The 19572-nt window shown below is 71.4% G+C and carries 19 protein-coding genes; 10 read left to right on the top strand and 9 right to left on the bottom strand.

Translation table 11 applies throughout. The annotated features are described in order from the left end of the window. Positions 1-74: 74 nt before the first annotated feature. Positions 75-1565, bottom strand: a complete 1491-nt coding sequence (locus ACWGO0_RS04340; protein WP_453527744.1) for an esterase — start codon at positions 1563-1565, stop codon at positions 75-77. A 215-nt stretch (positions 1566-1780) separates the two neighbouring features. Between ACWGO0_RS04340 and ACWGO0_RS04335 the strand changes: the two genes are divergently transcribed. Then, positions 1781-2476 (top strand): type 1 glutamine amidotransferase domain-containing protein, encoded by a 696-nt coding sequence (locus tag ACWGO0_RS04335; RefSeq protein WP_453527741.1) that lies wholly within the window; start codon positions 1781-1783, stop codon positions 2474-2476. A gap of 155 nt (positions 2477-2631) precedes the next feature. After that, on the top strand, positions 2632-3504 hold the full coding sequence (locus tag ACWGO0_RS04330) for an aldo/keto reductase (RefSeq protein ID WP_453527738.1): 873 nt from the start codon (positions 2632-2634) through the stop codon (positions 3502-3504). Between the two features lie 44 nt (positions 3505-3548). Here the strand turns inward: ACWGO0_RS04330 and ACWGO0_RS04325 are convergent, their stop codons facing one another. Continuing rightward, positions 3549-4031, bottom strand: a complete 483-nt coding sequence (locus ACWGO0_RS04325) for a MarR family winged helix-turn-helix transcriptional regulator (protein WP_453527735.1) — start codon at positions 4029-4031, stop codon at positions 3549-3551. Positions 4032-4146: 115 nt separating this feature from the next. On the opposite strand from ACWGO0_RS04325, the gene ACWGO0_RS04320 reads away from it, so the two are divergent. Then, the gene (locus tag ACWGO0_RS04320; RefSeq protein WP_453527732.1) at positions 4147-4557 is read left to right on the top strand and encodes an organic hydroperoxide resistance protein; all 411 of its coding nucleotides are present in this window, start codon (positions 4147-4149) and stop codon (positions 4555-4557) included. Between the two features lie 3 nt (positions 4558-4560). Here ACWGO0_RS04320 and ACWGO0_RS04315 read toward each other — a convergent pair whose 3' ends face one another. Next, positions 4561-5571 carry a PHP domain-containing protein gene (locus ACWGO0_RS04315; RefSeq protein ID WP_453527729.1) on the bottom strand — a complete coding sequence of 337 codons (1011 nt, stop codon included), beginning with the start codon at positions 5569-5571 and terminating at the stop codon, positions 4561-4563. Positions 5572-5703: 132 nt separating this feature from the next. Further along, positions 5704-7596, bottom strand: coding sequence for an ABC transporter ATP-binding protein (locus tag ACWGO0_RS04310; protein ID WP_453527726.1), 1893 nt, complete (start codon positions 7594-7596; stop codon positions 5704-5706). A 193-nt stretch (positions 7597-7789) separates the two neighbouring features. On the opposite strand from ACWGO0_RS04310, the gene ACWGO0_RS04305 reads away from it, so the two are divergent. The 3 genes from ACWGO0_RS04305 (at position 7790) to ACWGO0_RS04295 (ending at position 9739) form a co-directional block, all read left to right on the top strand. Beyond that, positions 7790-8287 carry a peptidylprolyl isomerase gene (locus tag ACWGO0_RS04305; RefSeq protein ID WP_453527723.1) on the top strand — a complete coding sequence of 166 codons (498 nt, stop codon included), beginning with the start codon at positions 7790-7792 and terminating at the stop codon, positions 8285-8287. A 99-nt stretch (positions 8288-8386) separates the two neighbouring features. Further along, positions 8387-9004, top strand: coding sequence for a DUF6629 family protein (locus tag ACWGO0_RS04300; protein ID WP_453527721.1), 618 nt, complete (start codon positions 8387-8389; stop codon positions 9002-9004). A gap of 42 nt (positions 9005-9046) precedes the next feature. Further along, the gene (locus ACWGO0_RS04295) at positions 9047-9739 is read left to right on the top strand and encodes a ribonuclease H family protein (protein WP_453527718.1); all 693 of its coding nucleotides are present in this window, start codon (positions 9047-9049) and stop codon (positions 9737-9739) included. 27 nt (positions 9740-9766) lie between these two features. Here the strand turns inward: ACWGO0_RS04295 and ACWGO0_RS04290 are convergent, their stop codons facing one another. Continuing rightward, positions 9767-10117 carry an ATP-binding protein gene (locus tag ACWGO0_RS04290; RefSeq protein ID WP_453528113.1) on the bottom strand — a complete coding sequence of 117 codons (351 nt, stop codon included), beginning with the start codon at positions 10115-10117 and terminating at the stop codon, positions 9767-9769. 179 nt (positions 10118-10296) lie between these two features. Here ACWGO0_RS04290 and ACWGO0_RS04285 point away from each other — a divergent pair, with 179 nt between their 5' ends. Genes ACWGO0_RS04285 through ACWGO0_RS04275 form a run of 3 tightly spaced genes read left to right on the top strand, consistent with a single transcriptional unit; the run spans position 10297 to position 12678 of the window. Continuing rightward, positions 10297-11133, top strand: coding sequence for a Scr1 family TA system antitoxin-like transcriptional regulator (locus tag ACWGO0_RS04285; protein WP_453527715.1), 837 nt, complete (start codon positions 10297-10299; stop codon positions 11131-11133). A gap of 53 nt (positions 11134-11186) precedes the next feature. Next, entirely contained in the window at positions 11187-12278 is a 1092-nt protein-coding gene (locus tag ACWGO0_RS04280; protein WP_453527712.1) for a PP2C family protein-serine/threonine phosphatase, read from the top strand. A 58-nt stretch (positions 12279-12336) separates the two neighbouring features. Further along, positions 12337-12678: a YkvA family protein gene (locus ACWGO0_RS04275; protein WP_453527709.1), complete on the top strand. Its 342-nt coding sequence runs from the start codon at positions 12337-12339 to the stop codon at positions 12676-12678. 3 nt (positions 12679-12681) lie between these two features. On the opposite strand, the gene ACWGO0_RS04270 is transcribed toward ACWGO0_RS04275, so the two are convergent. After that, positions 12682-14022, bottom strand: a complete 1341-nt coding sequence (locus tag ACWGO0_RS04270; protein WP_453527706.1) for a DUF6777 domain-containing protein — start codon at positions 14020-14022, stop codon at positions 12682-12684. A gap of 144 nt (positions 14023-14166) precedes the next feature. Here ACWGO0_RS04270 and ACWGO0_RS04265 point away from each other — a divergent pair, with 144 nt between their 5' ends. Beyond that, positions 14167-15480: a streptophobe family protein gene (locus tag ACWGO0_RS04265; protein ID WP_453527703.1), complete on the top strand. Its 1314-nt coding sequence runs from the start codon at positions 14167-14169 to the stop codon at positions 15478-15480. On the opposite strand, the gene ACWGO0_RS04260 is transcribed toward ACWGO0_RS04265, so the two are convergent. Genes ACWGO0_RS04260 through ACWGO0_RS04250 form a run of 3 tightly spaced genes read right to left on the bottom strand, consistent with a single transcriptional unit; the run spans position 15477 to position 19496 of the window. Next, positions 15477-16490 carry a serine/threonine-protein kinase gene (locus ACWGO0_RS04260; RefSeq protein ID WP_453527701.1) on the bottom strand — a complete coding sequence of 338 codons (1014 nt, stop codon included), beginning with the start codon at positions 16488-16490 and terminating at the stop codon, positions 15477-15479. The genes ACWGO0_RS04265 and ACWGO0_RS04260 overlap by 4 nt on opposite strands. A 6-nt stretch (positions 16491-16496) precedes the next feature. After that, a complete protein-coding gene (locus tag ACWGO0_RS04255) occupies positions 16497-17114 on the bottom strand; it encodes a hypothetical protein (RefSeq protein WP_453527698.1) in 618 nt (205 codons plus the stop codon). Between the two features lie 9 nt (positions 17115-17123). Continuing rightward, on the bottom strand, positions 17124-19496 hold the full coding sequence (locus tag ACWGO0_RS04250; protein WP_453527696.1) for an FHA domain-containing protein: 2373 nt from the start codon (positions 19494-19496) through the stop codon (positions 17124-17126). Between the last annotated feature and the right edge of the window lie 76 nt (positions 19497-19572).

Genomic DNA, 19572 nt, shown 5'->3' with positions numbered 1-19572 from the left:
GGCACAGGGGCCACACCTGCGGCAGAGCAGGGGGCCCGCGGGACTACGCCCGCGTGCCCCCTGACTACGCGTCACTACTCGTCGATCGAGGCCCCGTACGCCGCGTCCGTCGCCGGAGCGCCGAGCGAGCCGCCGCCGTACGTCCACGAACCGCCGGCCGTGATCCCGCCCGCTCCGGCCGAGAGCACCCACACGACCCCGTCGTTGGTGTTCTCGCCCGGCGCGGAGGCCAGCAGACCGGAGCGGCCGTCACTGTTCGGGTCGGTCAGCCTGACCTGGCCGCCCCAGCGGTCGGCCTTCTCCGCGGAACCGGGCACGTTCGTGGAGTTCTGGTCCCACGACCTGACGCCGGTAGCCGTGAGTCCGCCCGCCGCGCCGCGCAGCACCCACACGGCGCCCGCGTCCGCGACCGTGCCGATGTCCTCGCCGGACGCGCCGATCGCCACGTCCGCGTAACCGTCGCCGTTCGTGTCCGCGACGGAGAGGTCCGTGCCCCAGCCGTCACCGCGCTCGGGCGCCCCGGGGACACCGGCCGTGCCCTGCGTCCACCACTGCGGCGGACTGTCCGCGCCGTCGACGCCGAGCGGCCCGTCGGCGCTGCCGTAGTAGACGCCGACCAGACCGCCGGTCATCGTCTCGCCACCGTCGTCGGGGCTCTTCGGCTCGCCCGTCACGAGGTCGTCGTAGCCGTCCCGGTTGATGTCGCCGGACGCCGCGACCGGGCCGCCGCGCATATCGCGCTCGTACACGAGTCCCTGGACCTGGCCGGAGAAGAAGGACGACCAGCCGTGGCCGGGCTCATCGCCCGCCGTGACGCCCGAGACGATCAGATCGGCGAGGCCGTTGTTGTCGTAGTCGCCCGTGGTCAGGGACCTGGGCCGGATGTCGCGTTCCTCCGCGACCGCGGAGAGGCGGCTGCGCGAGGTGCGCTCCAGGGGCGCGGACTGCAACCGCGGGGAGGTGTCGTACATGAACAGCTGTACGAAGTCACGGTCGAGGACCGCCAGTTGGTCACCAGGGCTGTCGGGGCTGAAATGGCCCGCGGCCAGGGCGCTGCCGAACTTCTCGTGGGCCACGGGCTCCTCGTTCTCCAGCCAGGCGCTGTTCGCCCCGTACAGGCCGGTCGAACCGCCCCACAGGACGGCTACGCCGCCCGCGTCCACCCCTGTCCCGATGTCCTCGCCCGGGATGCCGACGATCGCGTCGTCGTACCCGTCGCCGTTGAGGTCGCCGGTGGCCACGACGCGGCCGAAGCCGTCGCCCGCCTCGGCCGCGCCGGCCACGCCGGTGGTGGACTGGCTGAAGACCGCGGAGCGCTTCGTGCCGATCCCGGACGACGAGCCGTACTGCACGGTGACGTACCCCGCGCCCTTCTTTCCGTTGACGGTTCCGCCCGGCGCGCCGATGAGCACGTCCTCGTAGCCGTCGTCGTTGAAATCGCTGTTGCGGTCGCTTGCGTGGGTCGCGCCGGAGGTTCCGGCGTAGGCGGAGGGAGCGGCGATGACCGCGCCCGCCAGCAGGAGAAATGAGGCCGCGGCAACTGCGGCCGAACGTCGAGTGCGCACGAGCGGCTCCTCTGGACGAAGGATGACCGGGCGAGTGCGGGGGTGGCCGGAAAGGGCCCGTTCCTTCCTGGCGTCCAGTTTGACCGCGCTGGAGGCATAAGGGTTGTACGGCGGCTTTGGGCTTCCGGCGACCGGCGGTCTATGTCCTGTTTGATGTTCCTTGGTGGGAACTTCCCGCCGGGCCCGGTCGGGCCCATCCCTCGGAGAAGAGCGAAATGTCGAAGATTCTGTTCGTAGTCACCGGCGCGGACCACTGGACCCTGGCGGACGGCACGAAGCACCCCACGGGCTTCTGGGCCGAGGAGGCCGCCGCCCCGTACGAGGCGTTCAAGGCCGCGGGGTACGAGATCGTCGTCGCCACCCCCGGCGGCACCGTACCGACCGTGGACCGGGGCAGCCTGGCCCCCGAGTTCAACGGAGGCCAGGAGGGCGCGGACCGGATCGCCGGTGTCCTCGCGTCCTTCACCGAACTCCGGCACCCGATCGCGCTGCGGGACGTGGACCTGGACGACTACGCCGCGGTCTTCTACCCGGGCGGTCACGGCCCCATGGAGGACCTCGCCGTGGACGCGGTCTCCGGCGGTCTGCTGACCCGGGCGCTCGATTCCGGCAAGCCCCTCGGCGTCGTCTGCCACGCCCCGGCGGCACTGCTCGCCGCACGGAAGGAGGACGGCACCAACCCGTTCGCCGGCTACCGGCTGACCGGCTTCACCAACGAGGAAGAGACCCAGGCCGGTCTGGCGGACAGGGCGAAGTGGCTGCTCCAGGACCGCCTCGTCGAGTTCGGCGCGGACTTCCAGGAGGGCGAGCCGTGGGCCCCGTACGTGATCGTCGACCGCAACCTGGTCACCGGCCAGAACCCGGCCTCGTCGGCCCCGCTCGCGGCCGAGCTGCTCAAGAAGCTGGGCTGAGCCTCCGGACGGGCTCCCGGGTGGTCAACGCTCCATATGCGCCCCGGCATTGACCGGTTTCAGCCCCCGGTTCCGGCGGTCCGGCTGCGCTCGTCCGACTACCGTCGAGCGCAGCCGTCCCACCCGTCCGCCTCCTGTCCGGAAGGACCTTTCGCATGAACGCTCCGCACCCGTCCCGTCCCGCCGAAGCCTCGGGCACCTTCGCCATCGGCGGGGATCTGCCCGTCAACCGCCTCGGATACGGCGCGATGCAGCTCACGGGCCCCGGAATCTGGGGCGAGCCCAAGGACCCCGCCGAGGCCGTGCGCGTCCTGCGCCGCGCCGTCGAGCTGGGGGTCACCTTCATAGACACCGCCGACTCCTACGGCCCCTTCGTCAGCGAGCGGCTGATCCGCGAGGCCCTGCACCCGTACGCCGACGACCTGGTCATCGCGACCAAGGGCGGCTACACCCGCTGCGGACCCGGCGACTGGCGTCCCGTCGGCAGGCCCGAATACCTGCGCCAGCAGGCCGAACTGAGCCTGCGTCACCTCGGTCTCGAGCGCATCGACCTCTACCAGCTGCACCGCATCGACGCGGCCGTGCCGCTCGCCGACCAGCTGGGCGAGCTCGTCCTGCTCCAGCAGGAGGGCAAGATCCGCCACATCGGGGTCTCCGAGGTCACCGTGCGCCAGCTCCAGGAGGCACGGAAGATCGCGGACATCGTCTCCGTACAGAACCTGTACAACCTCGCCAACCGCCGCGCCGAGGATGTCCTGGAGTACGCCGAGCGCGAGAACATCGCGTTCATCCCGTGGTTCCCGATCGCCACCGGCGAACTCGCCCGCCCCGGTGGCCCGCTCGACGCCGCCGCGAAGGAGCGCGGTGCGAGCCCGTCCCAGCTCGCGCTGGCCTGGCTGCTGCGCCGCTCGCCGGTCATGCTGCCGATCCCCGGCACGTCCCGCGTCGCCCACGTCGAGGAGAACACCGCCGCCGCTGCCGTCACCCTCACCGACGAGGAGTTCACGGCGCTCGCGAAGGCCGTCTGACCGCGGCCGACCGCTCCGAACGCCACCGCCTCCGGCGGTGGCGTTCAGCCGTCGAGTGCCGAGGTGAGCCGCCCGAGGACCTCTTGCAGGGCGACGATCTCCCGTACCGAAAGACCGGTGGCGTCGAGGATTCTGCGAGGGACCGGCAGTGCCCGCTCCCGCAGCCCGGCGCCGGCGTCCGTGAGCCGGACGGTCACGGAGCGTTCGTCCTGCGCGCTTCGTCCGCGAGTGACGAGACCGGCCGACTCCAGCCTCTTGAGCAGCGGGGACAGGGTCCCGGAGTCGAGATGGAGGCGCTCGCCGATCGTCTTCACCTGCTGCGGTCCGTGTTCCCACAGCACCATCATGACCAGGTACTGCGGATAGGTCAGGCCCAGGTCCTTCAGTGCCTCCCGGTACACCCCGCCGAAGGCGCGGGAGGCGGCGTGCAGCGAGAAGCAGACCTGATGATCCAGGCGCAGCAGTTCCGCGTCCGGCAGTCCGGGCGGAAGGGGCGGGTCGGGGGCGGAGGTCGGCGAGGGCGTCATGGAACCAGAGTATCTCCTTGCGCCCGATTCAGTTGTGCACAATTGAATTGTGTGCAACTGTTTGATGCGAGGGGTGACCGGGCCGGTCACCGCGACAGGAGAGAAGGTCATTTTCATGAACGCGCTCTACACCGCTGCCGCCACCGCCAACGGCCGGGAGGGCCGGGCCGTGAGCTCGGACGGTCAGATCGACCTGGCCCTGGCACTGCCGCCCGCGCTCGGCGGTAACGGCAAGGGCACCAACCCCGAGCAGCTGTTCGCCGCCGGGTACGCCGCCTGTTTCGCCAGTGCGATGGCATCGGTCGGCCGGGAGATGAAGGTGGACACCAAGGACGTCGCCGTGACGGCCGAGGTCTCGATCGGGAAGGACGACACGGGCTTCGGCCTCGCCGTCGTCATGCGGGTGGAGCTGCCCGAGGCCCTTGAGGGCGAGACCGGCCGCAAGCTGGTCGACGCCACCCACGCCTACTGCCCCTACTCCAAGGCCACCCGCGGCAACATCGAAGTCGAGCTCGTCATCGAATAGATCTCATGATCCGCCGGTCCACTCCAGCAGCCGGTCCGCGCTCCACGACGTGACGACACGTTCCGCCGGCACCCCGCACTCCTCCGCTCGCGCGCAGCCGTAGATCTGCCATTCGAGCTGGCCAGGGGCGTGCGCGTCGGTGTCGACCGAGAACAGGACACCCGCCTCGACGGCCTGCCTCAGCAGGCGCCGGGGCGGGTCGAGCCGTTCGGGCCGGCTGTTGATCTCCACCGCGGTCCCGGCCTCCGCGCACGCGGCGAAGACCTGGTCCGCGTCGAACTCCGACTCCGGACGCCGGCGGCCGGACAGCAGGCGTCCCGTGCAGTGCCCGAGGATGTCCGTATGCGGGTTGCGGACCGCCGCGACCAGCCGCCGGGTCATCGCACCCGCGTTCATCCGCAGCTTGGAGTGGACGGACGCGACCACCACGTCCAACTGCTCCAGCAGCTCCGGCTCCTGGTCGAGGGAGCCGTCCGGCAGGATGTCGCACTCGATGCCCGTGAGCAGCCGGAACGGCGCCCACCGCTCATTGAGTCCGGCCACCTCGGCGAGTTGCCGGCGCAGCCGCTCGGGCGACAGTCCGTTGGCCACGGTCAGCCGGGGTGAGTGATCGGTCAGGACCGCCCAGTCGTGGCCCAGCTCCCGCGCCGCACGGCCCATCTCCTCGATCGGGCTTCCGCCGTCCGACCAGTCCGAGTGCATATGGCAGTCGCCCCGCAGCAGTGCGCGGAGCTCTTCGCCGCCCTCCGCGAGCGGTCCCGCGGTCTCCGTCTCCAGCCGGTCGAGGTACTGCGGAACGGATCCGCCCTGTGCCTCCCGGATCACCTGGGCCGTCTTCGGCCCGATCCCGTCCACCGACTCCAGCGACCCATGGGCCACCAGCGTGGCCACGTCGTCCTCCGGGATCGCCGCGATCGCCTCGGCCGCCCTGCGGAACGCCCTCACCCGGTACGTCTCGGCCTGCGAGCGCTCCAGCAGGAACGCGATCCGACGCAGTGCGCTCACCGGATCCATCAGCACCTCCGAGGACGCCCCAGGACCGGGGCCTGCAATCAGCTTCGCCGAGTCCCGCCCCGTCCGCACAGCGAAGGCGCGGACATACGGGGCGGGACCCGGCGTGACTTGGCGGGCGGCTCGGCGGACGGCTCAGCTGACGGGCTGCGCCTGCTCCTCCGTTTCGGGGCGCTCGAACTGGGTGCGGTACAGCTCCTCGTACCTGCCCCCGGCGGCCAGCAGTTCGGTGTGCGTCCCGCGTTCCACGATCCGGCCCTCCTCGACGACCAGGATCAGATCGGCGGCCCGCACCGTGGAGAGCCGGTGGGCGATCACCACGGCGGTCCGGCCCTCCAGCGCCTCGCCGAGGGCCTCCTGCACGGCCGCTTCGGAGGTGGAGTCGAGATGGGCGGTCGCCTCGTCGAGGATGACGACCCGCTGGCGGGCCAGGAGCAGCCGGGCGATGGTCAGCCGCTGCCGTTCGCCTCCGGAGAGCCGGTAGCCGCGTTCGCCGACGACCGTGTCAAGACCCTCGGGCAGCGAGGCGACCAGGCCGTCGAGGCGGGAGCGGCGCAGGGCGTCCCAGATGTCGTCCTCGGTGGCGTCCGGCCGGGCGAGCAGCAGGTTGGCGCGCACGGACTCGTGGAAGAGGTGGCCGTCCTGGGTGACCATGCCGAGGGTTTCGCGGATCGAGTCGCCGGTGAGGTCGCGTACGTCGATGCCGTTCAGCCGTACGGAACCGGCATCGGTGTCGTACAGCCGGGGCAGCAGCTGCGCGATCGTCGACTTGCCCGCTCCGGAGGAACCGACCAGGGCCACCATCCGGCCGGGCTCGGCGCGGAAGGACACGTCGTGCAGGACCTCCGTACCCTCGCGTCCGTCGAGCGTCGCGACGTCCTCGAGCGAGGCGAGGGAGACCTTGTCTGCGGACGGGTAGCCGAAGGAGACCCCGTCGAACTCGACGGACACCGGGCCTTCCGGCACCCGGCGGGCATCGGGCTTCTCGGCGATCAGCGGCTTCAGGTCCAGGATCTCGAAGACCCGCTCGAAGCTGACGAGGGCGCTCATCACCTCGACGCGGGCCCCGGCCAGCGCGGTCAGGGGTGCGTAGAGACGGGTGAGCAGCAGCGCGAGGGCGACGATCGCGCCCGGGTCGAGACTCCCGCGCAGGGCGTAGTACCCGCCGAGTCCGTAGACCAGGGCGAGCGCCAGGGCCGAGACCAGGGTCAGGGCCGTGATGAAGGTGGACTGGGCCATGGCCGTACGGACACCGATGTCACGCACCCGGCCGGCACGTGCGGCGAACTCCGCCGACTCGTCGGCGGGGCGTCCGAAGAGCTTCACGAGGGTCGCGCCCGGTGCGGAGAAGCGCTCCGTCATCTGCGTGCCCATGGCCGCGTTGTGGTGCGCGGCCTCGCGCTGGAGCGCCGCCATCCTGGAGCCCATCCTGCGGGCCGGGACGACGAACACCGGCAGCAGGACCAGGGCGAGCAGCGTGATCTGCCAGGAGATGCTGAGCATGACGGCGAGCGTCAGCAGCAGGGTGACGAGGTTGGAGACGACGCCGGAGAGCGTATTGCTGAAGGCCCGCTGCGCGCCGATGACGTCGTTGTTGAGCCGGCTGACGAGCGCACCGGTCCGGGTCCGGGTGAAGAAGGCGACCGGCATCCGCTGCACATGGTCGAAGACCGCCGTACGCAGATCGAGGATCAGCCCCTCACCGAGTCCGGCCGACAGCCACCGGGTGAGCAGTCCGAGCCCCGCCTCGGCCACGGCGATGACCGCGATGAGAGCCGCGATCCGGGTCACCACGCCGGTGTCCCGGCCCTGGATGATCGCGTCGACGACCTGCCCGGCCAGTACGGGTGTGGCGACCGCCAGGAGGGCGGTGATCACGCTGAGCGCCAGGAACCGGTAGATCTGCCGTCTGTGCGGATGGGCGAACGAGGCGATGCGGCGCAGCGTCTTCCGGGAGAAGGGCCGACGGTCGTCCTGTGCGTTCATCGCGCTGTGCAGTGACGACCACGCGGTCATTTCCATGCTCATGAGGGTCTCTCCGGGATATGTAGGCGACGCGGTACCCGTCGGCCGTACGGCCCCGGGGTGTGCAGACTGAACGCTAGGACCTGAAGCAAGGTTGAGGTCAACCGCTTCGGGAAACCGCCGACCGGACGGTCCGCGACGCACCGGCAGGGGGTGCCGTGCATCCGGAGGTGCCGGGGAATGTCAGGATGGCTTCATGACAATCAAGACCTACTTCGACATCACCATTGACGGCAAGCCCGCCGGGCGGATCGTCTTCAACCTCTTCGACGACGTCGCGCCCAAGACGGTTGAGAACTTCCGTGCGCTGTCCACGGGCGAACAGGGATTCGGCTACGCCGGCTCGCCGTTCCACCGTGTCATCCCGGACTTCATGCTCCAGGGCGGCGACTTCACCCGCCAGAACGGCACCGGCGGCAAGAGCATCTACGGCGAGAAGTTCGCGGACGAGAACTTCACGCTCAAGCACACCAAGCCGGGCCTGCTTTCGATGGCCAACGCGGGCCCGAACAGCAACGGTTCGCAGTTCTTCATCACCACCGTGGTGACGCCGTGGCTCGACGGCAAGCACGTCGTCTTCGGCGAGGTCGCCGACGACGCGAGCATGGAGCTGGTCCGCACGATCGAGTCGTACGGCTCGCGCAGCGGCCAGACCAAGGCCGAGATCGCCGTCTCCGCCTCCGGTCAGCTCTGATCCGTTCCACGCGTCACCCTGTTCGACCCTGAGCGCCCCGGCCGGTGATCACACCCGCCGGGGCGCTCCGGTTCACCCGATTCCCGGCCGGAGTGAGACATGTGCTGGAGCGCGACGGCCGATCTGGTGGCCGGCACCGGCATCGTGGCGATCGGTGTGACCAGTGTGGTGGTTTCCCGCCGCGCCCGTGATCTGCCGCTCGCCGCACTCCCGTTGCTGCTCGGCGCCCACCAGATCGTCGAGTCCGTGGTGTGGAGCTCCGGTGGCGGTACGGGTCCCGCCACCGTCGCCTGGGCGGTGATCGCCCTCCCGCTGCTGGCGCTGTGGGTGCCTGCGGGAGTCCTCTGCGCGGCCCCGGCCCGCGTACGCACCCGGCTTGCACTGCCGCTGGCGGTCGGAGTGCTGACGGCCGCGTACCTCTCGTACGGCCTGGTCACCCGGCCCGTGACGGCCGAGATCCGCGGCCATACCCTCGGCTACGTCCTCGACCTGCCGCACGCGGAGCTGGTGATCGCGGGCTATCTGCTGGCCACGGTCGGCTCGCTGCTGCTGTCGGGCGACCGTTGGCTCAAGGCGCTGGGGGTGCTCGTCGGGATCGGTGCGGTGATCTGTGCGGCACTGTGGCGCCTGGAGTTCGTCTCCACCTGGTGCGCCTTCGCGGCGGTCTGCTCGGTGATCCTGCTCGGCTGGTCCCGCCGCGCGATCCCGGCGAACTGACCGGCGGAATCGCACCCCTGCGGGACTGGCATGATCAAGGGTATGGACGAGTGCATCATCGCCGCGTGTGACGGGGCGTCGAAGGGGAATCCGGGGCCTGCCGCCTGGGCATGGGTCGTGGCCGACGCGCAGGGACGGCCGCTGCGCTGGGAGGCCGGGCCGCTCGGTACCGCCACCAACAACGTCGCCGAGCTCACCGCCCTTGCGGAGCTGCTGGAATCCACCGATCCGGCCGTGCCCGCCGAGGTCCGCATGGATTCGCAGTACGCGATGAACGCGGTGACGAAGTGGCTGCCGGGCTGGAAGCGCAACGGCTGGAAGACCTCGGGCGGCAAGCCCGTCGCCAACCAGGACCTGGTGACCCGCATCGACGCCCTGCTCAGCGGGCGGAGCGTGACCTTCCGATACGTTCCCGCCCACCAGGTGGACGGTGACCCGCTCAACGCACTCGCCGACCAGGCCGCCAGTGAGGCCGCCGTGACCCAGCAGGCGGCGGGGACGGCGCACGGCAGCGCCGATCTTCCCGTGCCCGCACCCACCCGTTCCACGAAGGTGCGTGCCGACAGTGGGGCGGCGACGGGCGCGAAGGGCGCGGCGCGCACCGGGCGCACCGGAACGATCCGGGCGAAGTTCGCGGGACGGTGCCACTGCGGGAAGTCCTACGCGGCGAAGGACATGATCGCGAAGAACCCGAACGGCTGGGGCCACCCGGAGTGCCGGACCGCGCCCGCGTAGGGCGGAGCCCGTTCCCTTATATATCCGCTATATATCGGCCCAGACCAGGCGGCCCGTGAGCCCTGCGCTCGTACCCCAGCGGGCGGCCAGGGCGTCCACGAGCAGGAGACCTCTGCCGTCCTCCGGCAGCGTCTCCGGGGTGGTTGCCAGGTCCCCCGGTGGGGTGGGGGACGGGATGCGGCCCCTGCCGCGGTTCCACACGCAGATGCGGACCCCGCTGTGCGAACGCAGCAGCCGGCAGCGGATCCGGCGGCTGCTGGTGTGCTGGACGGCGTTGGCGACCAGTTCGGTCACGACCAGGGCCGCGGCTTCGATCCGGTCGCTGGGTTCACCCCAGTCCCGCATCGCCTCCTGCACGCGGCGCCGTGACTCCGGCACACCGTGGGGGACGCGGGGTATCCACCAGTTGTGTGCGCGCCTGCCACCCGCGTCCTCGGGGGCTCGTGGCGTGCACGTGTCTATTTCCGACATGTATGTACTCTCGGTGCAAAGGGCATACTTTGCAAGCGACAGAATGTGCCACGCTCCGTGCTGGGGCCATGGAGGAAGGTACGAGCATGAGACCCCGGTCCGGTCCCACCGTGGAGCATCGCGTCCTCGCGGCCCGTCTCCGGCTGCTGCGCGAACGGGCGGGCGTGAGCCTGAGCGCCGCTGCGCGGGCGCTGGACGCCCACCCGGCGACCGTACGACGCATCGAGCGCGCCGAGACCGGACTGGACGCACGCCAGGTCCGCCTGCTCCTCGACTGTTACGGGGTCCCGGCCGCCGAGGCCGAGCCGGTCATCGCGGGCCTCGGCGCCGCGAGCCTTCCCGGCTGGTGGCACCAGTGGCGCGACGCGATGGAACCCTGGCAGCAGGACGTCATCGGCATGGAGTCCTCGGCCGGCCTCGTGCGGACCTGGCACCCCGCTCTCGTACCCGAACTGCTGCGCACCCCCGCCTACGCCGAGGCCCTGGACCGTGCGCTGGACCCGATGGGAGACGCGGCCCTGCGGCAGCGCCGCGTCGAGCTGCTCCAGGAGCGGCAGCGCCGCATCGGTTACCGGGGAGCCGCGCTGTGGGCCCTGCTCCCGGCCGCCGCGCTCCACACCCTCGTCGGTGACGAGGGTGTGATGGACGAGCAGCGCCAGGCACTGGCCGAGGCCGCGCACCAGCCGCACGTCACCGTGCAGGTGGTGCCGCTCGACCATCCTCCCCACCCGCTGACCGGGGTCCCGCCGCTGCATCTGCTGCGCGTCTCCGCCCCCGAGATCGGCGACCGGGCGATCCTGGAGACCCCGGGTGTCCGCGTCGACATCGTCGACGATCCGGACGCCGTGATGAACCACCGCATCCGCATCGACGCCGCCTGCGCCGCCGCGCCCCGGCCGGGCACACCGCTTCCCGTCTCCTGAGCGCTCCACGGCCCCGGGATGCGGCGTACGCCCGTTGCGGCCAGCGTGGGGGAGTGGTGCAGCGGAGCAAGGCCCAGTGGATTCCCGCCGGTGTGATCGTGCTGGCCGTGGTGCTCGACCTGGTGACCCCGACCGAAGTGACGTCAGCCCCGCTCATCATGGCGGCGCCCGTCGCCGCCGCACCCCTCCTTTCGCTGCGCGGCATCATCCTCACCGGCCTCGCCTCGATGGCCGTGCACGCGGGTCTGGCCTGGGTGGACGGCACCTTCGGCTGGCACCGCGGTCTGGCGAACCAGCTCACCCTTCTGGCCGTAACCCTGCTGGCCGTTTTCATCAACCGCACGCTCGCAAGCCAGGCCGGCCGCACCCGGCGCGCCCTGCGCGTCGCGGCCATCGCCCAGGGCGCCGTGCTGCCCAGACCACCCGCGCGGCTCGGGGACCTGCACATCGCCGCCCGGTACGTGCCGGCCGAGGACGAGGCCATGATCGGCGGCGACCTCTATGTCGTACAGGACACCCCGTACGGCACCCGCGTCTTCGTCGGTGACGTGCGGGGCAAGGGCCTGGGCGCCGTCAGCGCGGTCTGCGTCGATCTCGGAGCGTTCCGGTACGCAGCCGACCAGGCCGAGGATCTACCGGAACTGGTGCGCTCGCTGGAACAGGCACTGCTGCGCGAGGGCGGCCGACGGGGCGGCGTCGAACACGAGGAGGGTTTCACCACCGCCCTGATCGCGGAGTTCGCCACCGACCTCAGTGCCGTACGCATCATCAACCGTGGCCACCCGCCGCCCCTCCTCATCGACGCGCAGGGCACGGCCACCCTCCTCGAACCGTCGCAGGAAGCGCCCCCGCTGGCGATCGGCGCACTGGACCACTGGCCCGCACCGGTCGACACGTTCCCGTTCCCGCCCGGCGCGACCCTGCTCTGCTACACCGACGGCGTCACCGAATCCAGGGACACCGAGGGCGTCTTCTACGACCCCGCGATGCGCATGCCCCTCCTGCTGCGCCACCGCGCCCGGTCCGGCGAGGAGTCCACACCGGCGCAGGTTCTGGAGATGCTGATCCGCGACGTGCGACGCCACTCCGGCGGCCGGCCCCAGGACGACCAGGCCCTCCTCGCCCTGCGCCGCTCACCGGGCTGACGCGGCCGAAGGCGGCCCCGGGCGGTGGTCCGCGCGCCCGGCGGGTACAGGATGAGGCATGGACACCAAAGCCTGGCTCATCCTCGCGGCAGTCCTCGTGCTGCTCACCATGGGCATCGCCGCCGTTCTCCTGGTACGGGTGCTCCGGGCCAGGAAGCTGCTGCTCGACGCGGGAATCCCCCTCCGCAACAAGGCGCTCGTCTGGGCCGCCGTGATCTACACGGTGTCACCCGTCGACCTGCTGCCGGACCCCGTCTACCTCGACGACATCGGATTCCTGATGGTGGCCCTGCACTCCCTGCACCTCGCCGCTCGTACCGCCGGAACGGCGGTGACGGGTGCGCGGACCGCGCACAAGGAGGCCCGGGGAGGCAACGTCTCGGTGCCCGGCGGCCCCTGACGGTCAGGCGCGCGGTGAGGGGAGGGAGCCGGCCGGCGGAAGCGACCCCGGTGACGCCGGCGGCGGGGGCGGTTCGGAGGAGGGCGGGGGCTCGGGCGAGGGTTCCTCCGACGGCGGCTGCTCCGTGGAAGGCGAGGACGGGGCGTCGGAGGACGGTTCGTCCGAGGACGGCGTGTCCGACGGCGGCGACTCGGAGGGAGAATCGGAGTCCGACGGGCAGGGGCTGTCGGGATTCCCGGAGCGCGGTCCGGACTCCGGTTTCCCGGACTCCCCGTCGCGCGGCGGGCACGGCGAAGACGACGTGGTGTCCGGCGGCTCGGTCTTCTTGTCGTCCTTCCCGGTGTCGCCGGACTCGCGGGCGAACCAGTCCCCGGACTCGGGGTCGATCATGACGAACACGTTCACCACCGTGGTGGAGGGCGTCACCCTGACGATGTCCGAGGACCGGTAGCCGGGCCAGGAGGTGCCCTTCACCTTCGGGGTGCTCTGCTGGGCGACCGGCGGAAGCAGCGGATTGCCGCAGGCGCACCGCACCCGGGGCACTCCTCGGTCGTCGACCAGGACGGCCGTTCCGGCTTGCAGCACCGCCTGGTACGGGCGGGGGGAGCCGTCCTTGTAGCCGTGGTTGGTCACCCAGGTGTCCGTCTGCAACTGGACCGGGGTGAGCGAGCGCAGATAGCCCGGAACCGTGGAGGGCTCGATCCGCAGGGCCGAGGCGAAGGCCCGGTTCTTGTCCGGTGCGGCGGAGAGCGCGCTGATCTGCTTCTCCACGTCGCAACTGGCGGTGTTGCGCGTGCCGCCGTACAGCCCGGGCGCCGAACCCTTGACCGTGCGAGGGCCATTGGAGGAGGCCGTGGCGCTCGGTACGGCCGTCGGTGTCGCGGGCGCCTCCTCCTTCGTGGCCGTCGACTCGGTGAACGGGTCCTCGCCCGAGGAGCCCGCCGCCTCGAGGAACACCTCGCCGCCCGCCTTCGTACCCCCGTCGGGGCGGGTCAGGACGACGGTGAGCACGACGGCCGCGACGATCGCCAGCGTGATGACGGCGACGCGGGGAGCCGAGCGCCACCAGGCCCGGTCGGGACCGGAACCGCCCTGGCCACCGCCGCCGGACGGCTGACCGCCGCCACCACCACCGGAACCGCCCTGGCCACCGCCGCCGGAGCCACCGCCGCCCCCGTAGCCGCCAGTGGAGCCGGGTGCCCCCAGCTCGCCGCCGCTGGGCGGGCCCGGCGGCGGACCGGTCGGTGTCTGCGGCGGCGGGGTCGGACCCGGCTGCGACGGCTCCGACAGCGGGCCGGAAGGGGGTCCTGTCGGGCGGCCGGACGATTGCGATTGCTCACTCACGGGCTCTTCTTCCCAAGGTCAGGAACCAGTCCCAATAGCGTTCTTATGGACCTCATTGTCTGCCTCGTACCCCGACGGCCCGCAAGCGGACGCGGTCGGCCCACACCAGAGGCGGAGTGCCCGCGTCCTGCTTAGCGTGGCACCGTGAACAGCCCGCGAAGCAACGGCAGGAACGAAGCGCCCCGCCCCGTACACGGCTGGGCCGACGCCCTCGTGGCCGTGCTCGCCGGGATGATCGCCATGATCGTCGTCGCCGCGCTCGGCCTGTGGGCCGCCGGTGCGGGTGAACTCCCCGGCGGTTCCTTCCCCCGCGTGGTCGCGGCCGTCGTCGTGATGGCCGCCGGCGGATCCGTGGCGGTGGCAGGCGACGCCGGGGCCATCGCCGAGACGAACGCGGACCTCTCGGTGCTGCCGCTGTCGGTGACGCTCGTCGGCGCCCTCGCCGTCGGCGCGGGATTCCTCCGGCCGCTGCGCCACCGTGCCGTCGCCGGCATCCGGGAGCTGGGCGACTGGGCCGCCCGGGTCGCGGTGCTGTGGCTCCTGGCACTCCTCGCCCTCTGCCTCCTGGCCCGGCAGACCTTCACCCTCCCGGTCGAGGACCCCACGGGCGGCCTCGTCGAAGCACTCGACGCCACCCCAGAGGTCGGATTCCGGGCCGATATCGCGCTCAGCCTGATCTTCGGCCTGCTCTGGCTCGTGGGTGTCCTCCTGATGGCCCTGCTGGTCTCGCGCGGCGCCCCGCTCCCCGCCCGGCTGCTGCGCTTCCAGGAGCCGGTGCGGCCCGCGGCCCACGCCATGGTGGTGCTGCTGCTCGGATACGTGGTGCTGGGCGCGGTCGTCGGACTCGTCGTCGTGGTGACGAAAGGACACCCCGCCGAGACGTTCGCGGTGATCCTGCTGGGGCTGCCGAATCTGGTGTGGCTCGCGTTCACCCTGGGGCTCGGTGCCTCCTGGGAGGGCAAGGTCGACGGCCCGTTCGGACTGCCGATGCCCCAGGTGCTCGACTCGGTGCTCCGTACGCCGGACATCTCGACGCTCGACGTCCGGACGCTCGCCGAACAGGACGGCCGCGCGTGGTGGCTCGTCGTCGTCGCGGCGGCAGCGGTCCTCGCCGCCGCCTTCCTCATGGCCATCCGCTCACCGGCCAGGACACGCGCCTGGCAGCACGCCGTGCACATGGCGGTGGCGCTTGCCCTCACGGTGCTCTTCGTCTGCCTCGTCGCGCAGGTCTCCGCGCATCTGGGCCTCTCGCTCCTGGGCCTCGGAGACGTGGGCGGAGGGCTCGGCGGCGAAGTGCTCCTGCGTCCGCGCCTGTGGTCGGCGCTCGGCATCGCGCTCCTCTGGGGCGCGGTCACCGGCTTCCTCGCCGGTCTGCTCGCCTCGCGGGTCCACCGCCGTGGTGAGGCGGACACCCCCAAGGGCGCACCCAAGGACACCCCCGACGACAGCGCCGGCTAGCGGAAGACCGGCAGGGCCCAGCGGGGCGGCGCCGGAGGTGGTTCGACCGGGCCCGGCCAGGGGGCCGGGCCGCCGTCCACCCGGGTCGGCGGATGGGTGTCCGGGCCGACGCCCGCAGCCGCGGCGCGCAGAGCCGCGACGAACTGCAGGCAGGAGTCGTAACGGTCGTCCGGGCTCTTGGCGAGGGCCTTCGCCAGTACGCCGTCCAGCGCGGCCGGGAGACCGGGGCGCTCCTCGCTCAGCGGCGGCGGGGGATCGTACTGGTGCGCCCAGAGCAGTGCCATGTCGTCGTCCCGCCGGAAGGGCGGGGCGCCGGTCAGCGTTTCCTGGACGACACAGGCCAGGCTGTAGACGTCGCACCGGCCGTCCACCGGGCGCCCCGAAATCTGTTCAGGCGCCACATAGTCGAGCGTGCCGACGAACTGGCCCACGGTCGTGAACCCGGTCAGAGACAGCGACTTCTTCGTCAGCCCGAAGTCCGTGAGGTACACATGCTCCGGGTGGTCGCTGTCCGTGCCCGCGGCGACGAGGATGTTGCCCGGTTTGACGTCGCGGTGGACCAGGTCGTGATCGTGGGCGGCGTCGAGCGCCGATGCCACCTGCGAGGCGATCCGCACCGCGGTGGTGACAGGCAGCGGGCCCCGGCGGTCGATCAGGACCCGCAGATCCTGTCCCGCGACGAAACGCATCGCGATGTAGAGCAGCCCGTCCGTTTCGCCCGCCTCGAAGACCGGCACGATGTGCGGGTGGTCGATCGCGGCGGCCACGCGCGACTCGTGCGTGAACCGCTGCCGGAAGGTGTCGTTGCGCGCCAGTTCCGGTGCGAGCAGCTTCAGGGCGACCGTGCGGTCCAGCCGCAGATCCTTGGCGCGGTACACGACGGCCATGCCGCCGCGGCCGATCTCGCTCTCCACCAGGTAGCCCGCGATCTGCTTCCCCAGCAGGTCGCTCTGCCGCCCGGCAGGAAGCTCGGCCTCGTGCGACGGGGGCGGGGGAGGGGGAGGTGCCATCGGAGGTCACCGGACCGACCGGGTCGGCGGTCCCGCGGAAGGGCCCGTGGCCGGACCGGCGTCGGAGACGACCCGGGTGGGCTCGTGGCCCCCGTCCCGTACCGCTCCCGAACCGGACGTGCCGGCCGCCGCCCCCGGTCCGGGGCCCGCCGACGCCGCGTACGTACTGAGCTGCTTGCCGTCGCAGTACACCCAGCGCTCGTGTTCCGCGTCGTACAGCCACACCGCCTCGCCGTCGACGATCACGCCCACCCGCAGCCCCTGGGTGCGCAGCCGGAAGTTCTCGCCGTCGAGTTCACCGTCCGCCAGCTCCTGCGCCGCCCGCCGGTACTGGTGGAGCGCCTCGTCGGTCCTGGCCAGCAGAGGACCCGGGTCCGCCGTGCGCGCCAGCGGCTGGTGGGCGGCCGGCGGATCCTGCGGTACGGGGACGAGCAGCCTGCCGTCGATCCACGCGGACCAGCCGTTGGCGCACGCGATGAATCCCCAGTCGCCCCGCCGGTCGAGGAGCTGTACGGGCAGCAGGGGGTCGAGCGGCATGGTCGGCCGGGCCACGTCGGGAGCCTCCCAGGCGGGCATTCCGTCCGGGGGGACGACATGGGTGGGGCGGAACTCCGGAGTCGCCATGGGCCGCCCCTACTTCCGCATGATGGCGGGTTCGTGGCGGCGCAGGAGCTTCGCGACCACATAGCCGAAGACGAGCGAAAGGACGATCAGCATCCCCATGTTGAGCAGCCACACCCCTGCGGAGTGCTCGAACAGGGGATCGGACGTCAGCTTCCCCGGGACGATCGCGGAGAGGTCGATGGTTCCGGCCATCGCGCCCAGGGCCCACCGCGAAGGCACCAGCCACGCCAGCTGCTCGACCCCGATCACCCCGTCCAGTTTGAGCAGCGCCCCGCAGAACACGACCTGGACGATGGCGAGGAGGACCAGCAACGGCATGGTGACCTCCTCCTTGCGCACCAGCGCGGACACGAGGAGTCCGAGCATCATCGCGGTGAAGGAGAGCAGCGCGACGGCCAGGGTGATCTCCACCAGGGGTGGCAGCAGCACACCCTTGTCGCCCGGCGCGTTGAGATCGACGCCGACCAGACCCACCAGGGTCAGCACGACGGCCTGGAGCACCGTGATGACGCCGAGCACCACGACCTTGGACATCAGGTACGCGGATCTGGAAAGCCCGACCGCACGCTCCCGTTGGTAGATCACCCGTTCCTTGACCAGCTCCCGCACCGCGTTGGCCGCGCCCGTCAGCACGCCGCCCACACAGAGGATGAGCAGGGCGTTCATCGCCGTTTCCCGGGTCAGCTCACTGCCTGCCAGGGCGCGGGCCATCGCTCCCATCACGAACGGCAGCGCGATCATGATGACGAGGAAGGTCCGGTCGGCGCTCAGGGCGGCGGCGTACCGGCGTACGAGCGTACGCAGTTGACCGCCCCAGTTCCGTGTCTTCGGCGGCGGCGCGACGGGCGCCGCGGCCGGGGCCTCCGGCAGATGCGGCTGGGCCGTGGAGTTGAGGATGTACCGGCGGTGGAAGGCCGATTCCTGGTACTGCCCCGCCCAGTCGCGGTCGCGGTCGTTCTCGAAGGCTTCGAACGCCTCCGGCCACTCCTCGAAGCCGAAGAAGGCCAGCGCCTCGTCCGGAGGACCGTAGTAGGCGATGCGCCCGCCCGGCGCGAGGACGAGGAGCCGGTCGCAGACGTCCAGGCTCAGCACACTGTGCGTCACCACGATGACCGTACGGCCGTCGTCGGCGAGGCCGCGCAGCATATGCATGACGGAACGGTCCATACCCGGGTCGAGGCCCGAGGTCGGTTCGTCGAGGAAGAGCAGCGACGGCTTCGTCAGCAGCTCAAGGGCCACGCTCACCCGCTTGCGCTGGCCCCCCGACAGGCTGTGGATCGACTGGTCGGCGCGCTGTTCCAGGCCCAGTTCACGAATCACCTCGGCGACCCGGGCCTGTCGCTCGGATGCGGCGGTGTCCTGCGGGAAGCGCAGCTCGGCGGCGTAACCGAGGGCCCGGCGGACGGTCAGCTGTGCGTGCAGGATGTCGTCCTGCGGCACGAGCCCGATGCGCTGGCGCAGCTCGGCGAAGTCGCGGTAGAGGTCACGGCCGTCGTACAGGACCCTGCCCCGGTCGGCGGGACGCTGTCCCGTCAGCGCGTTGAGGAGGGTGGACTTCCCGGCGCCGCTGGGACCGACCACCGCGAGCAGGCACTTCTCGCCGACGGGGAACGCCACCTCGTCGAGGAGCGTCTTGCGGCCCCGGTCCACGGTGACGGCCAGGTCCTGCACGTCGAGCGAGACCTCACCGGTGTCGACGAACTCCTGGAGTTCGTCGCCGACCAGGCAGAACGCCGAGTGGCCGATGCCCACGATGTCCCCGGCCGAGACGGGCGCGCGGTCCACCGGCGTGCCGTTGAGGAAGGTTCCGTTGTGGCTTCCCAGGTCGACGATCTCGTACGTACCGTCCGCGAGGGCGCGCAGTTCGGCGTGCCGGCGCGAGACGACCAGGTCGTCGATGACCAGGTCGTTGTCGCTGCCGCGGCCGATGCGTACGGTGCGGGCGGGCAGCGGCCGTACGGTCGTCGGCTGCCGGAAGGTGCCCGTCGCACCGGGCATCGAGACACTGGACGGCCTTTCAGGTGCCCGGACTTCAGGTGCCCGGACTTCGGTGGCCGGGGGCTCGGTGCCGACGAGCAGGGCGCGCGGACCGTCGGAGGCGTTTCCGAAGCGGATCACACTGCCGGGGCCGACGTCCGACTCATGGATGCGACGGCCCTCGGTGTACGTGCCGTTGGTGCTGTTCTCGTCCTCCAGCAGCCAGTGGTCCGCCTCGGGCCGCAGCACCGCGTGGTGCCAGGAGACCCGGATGTCGTCGATGACGATGTCGCTCAACGGGTCGCGGCCGACGTGGTAATCCCGGCCCGGCCTCATCACTGTGGAGCCTTGATCGGTCTCCAGGACGAGCTCGGGCGCAGTCGCCGCCATAGGCCGCTGTCCCATGCTCGAAAGTGTAGTCAGGGCGCCGGAGATGCGCGCGCCAGCCGCGCTATTTGCACTAGTGCATAAATGCTTTAGA

The sequence above is a fragment of the Streptomyces sp. NPDC055749 genome (assembly GCF_053617235.1).
The sequence above is the reverse complement of the archived record's forward strand: the minus strand, read 5'-3'. Positions and strand labels throughout refer to the sequence as shown.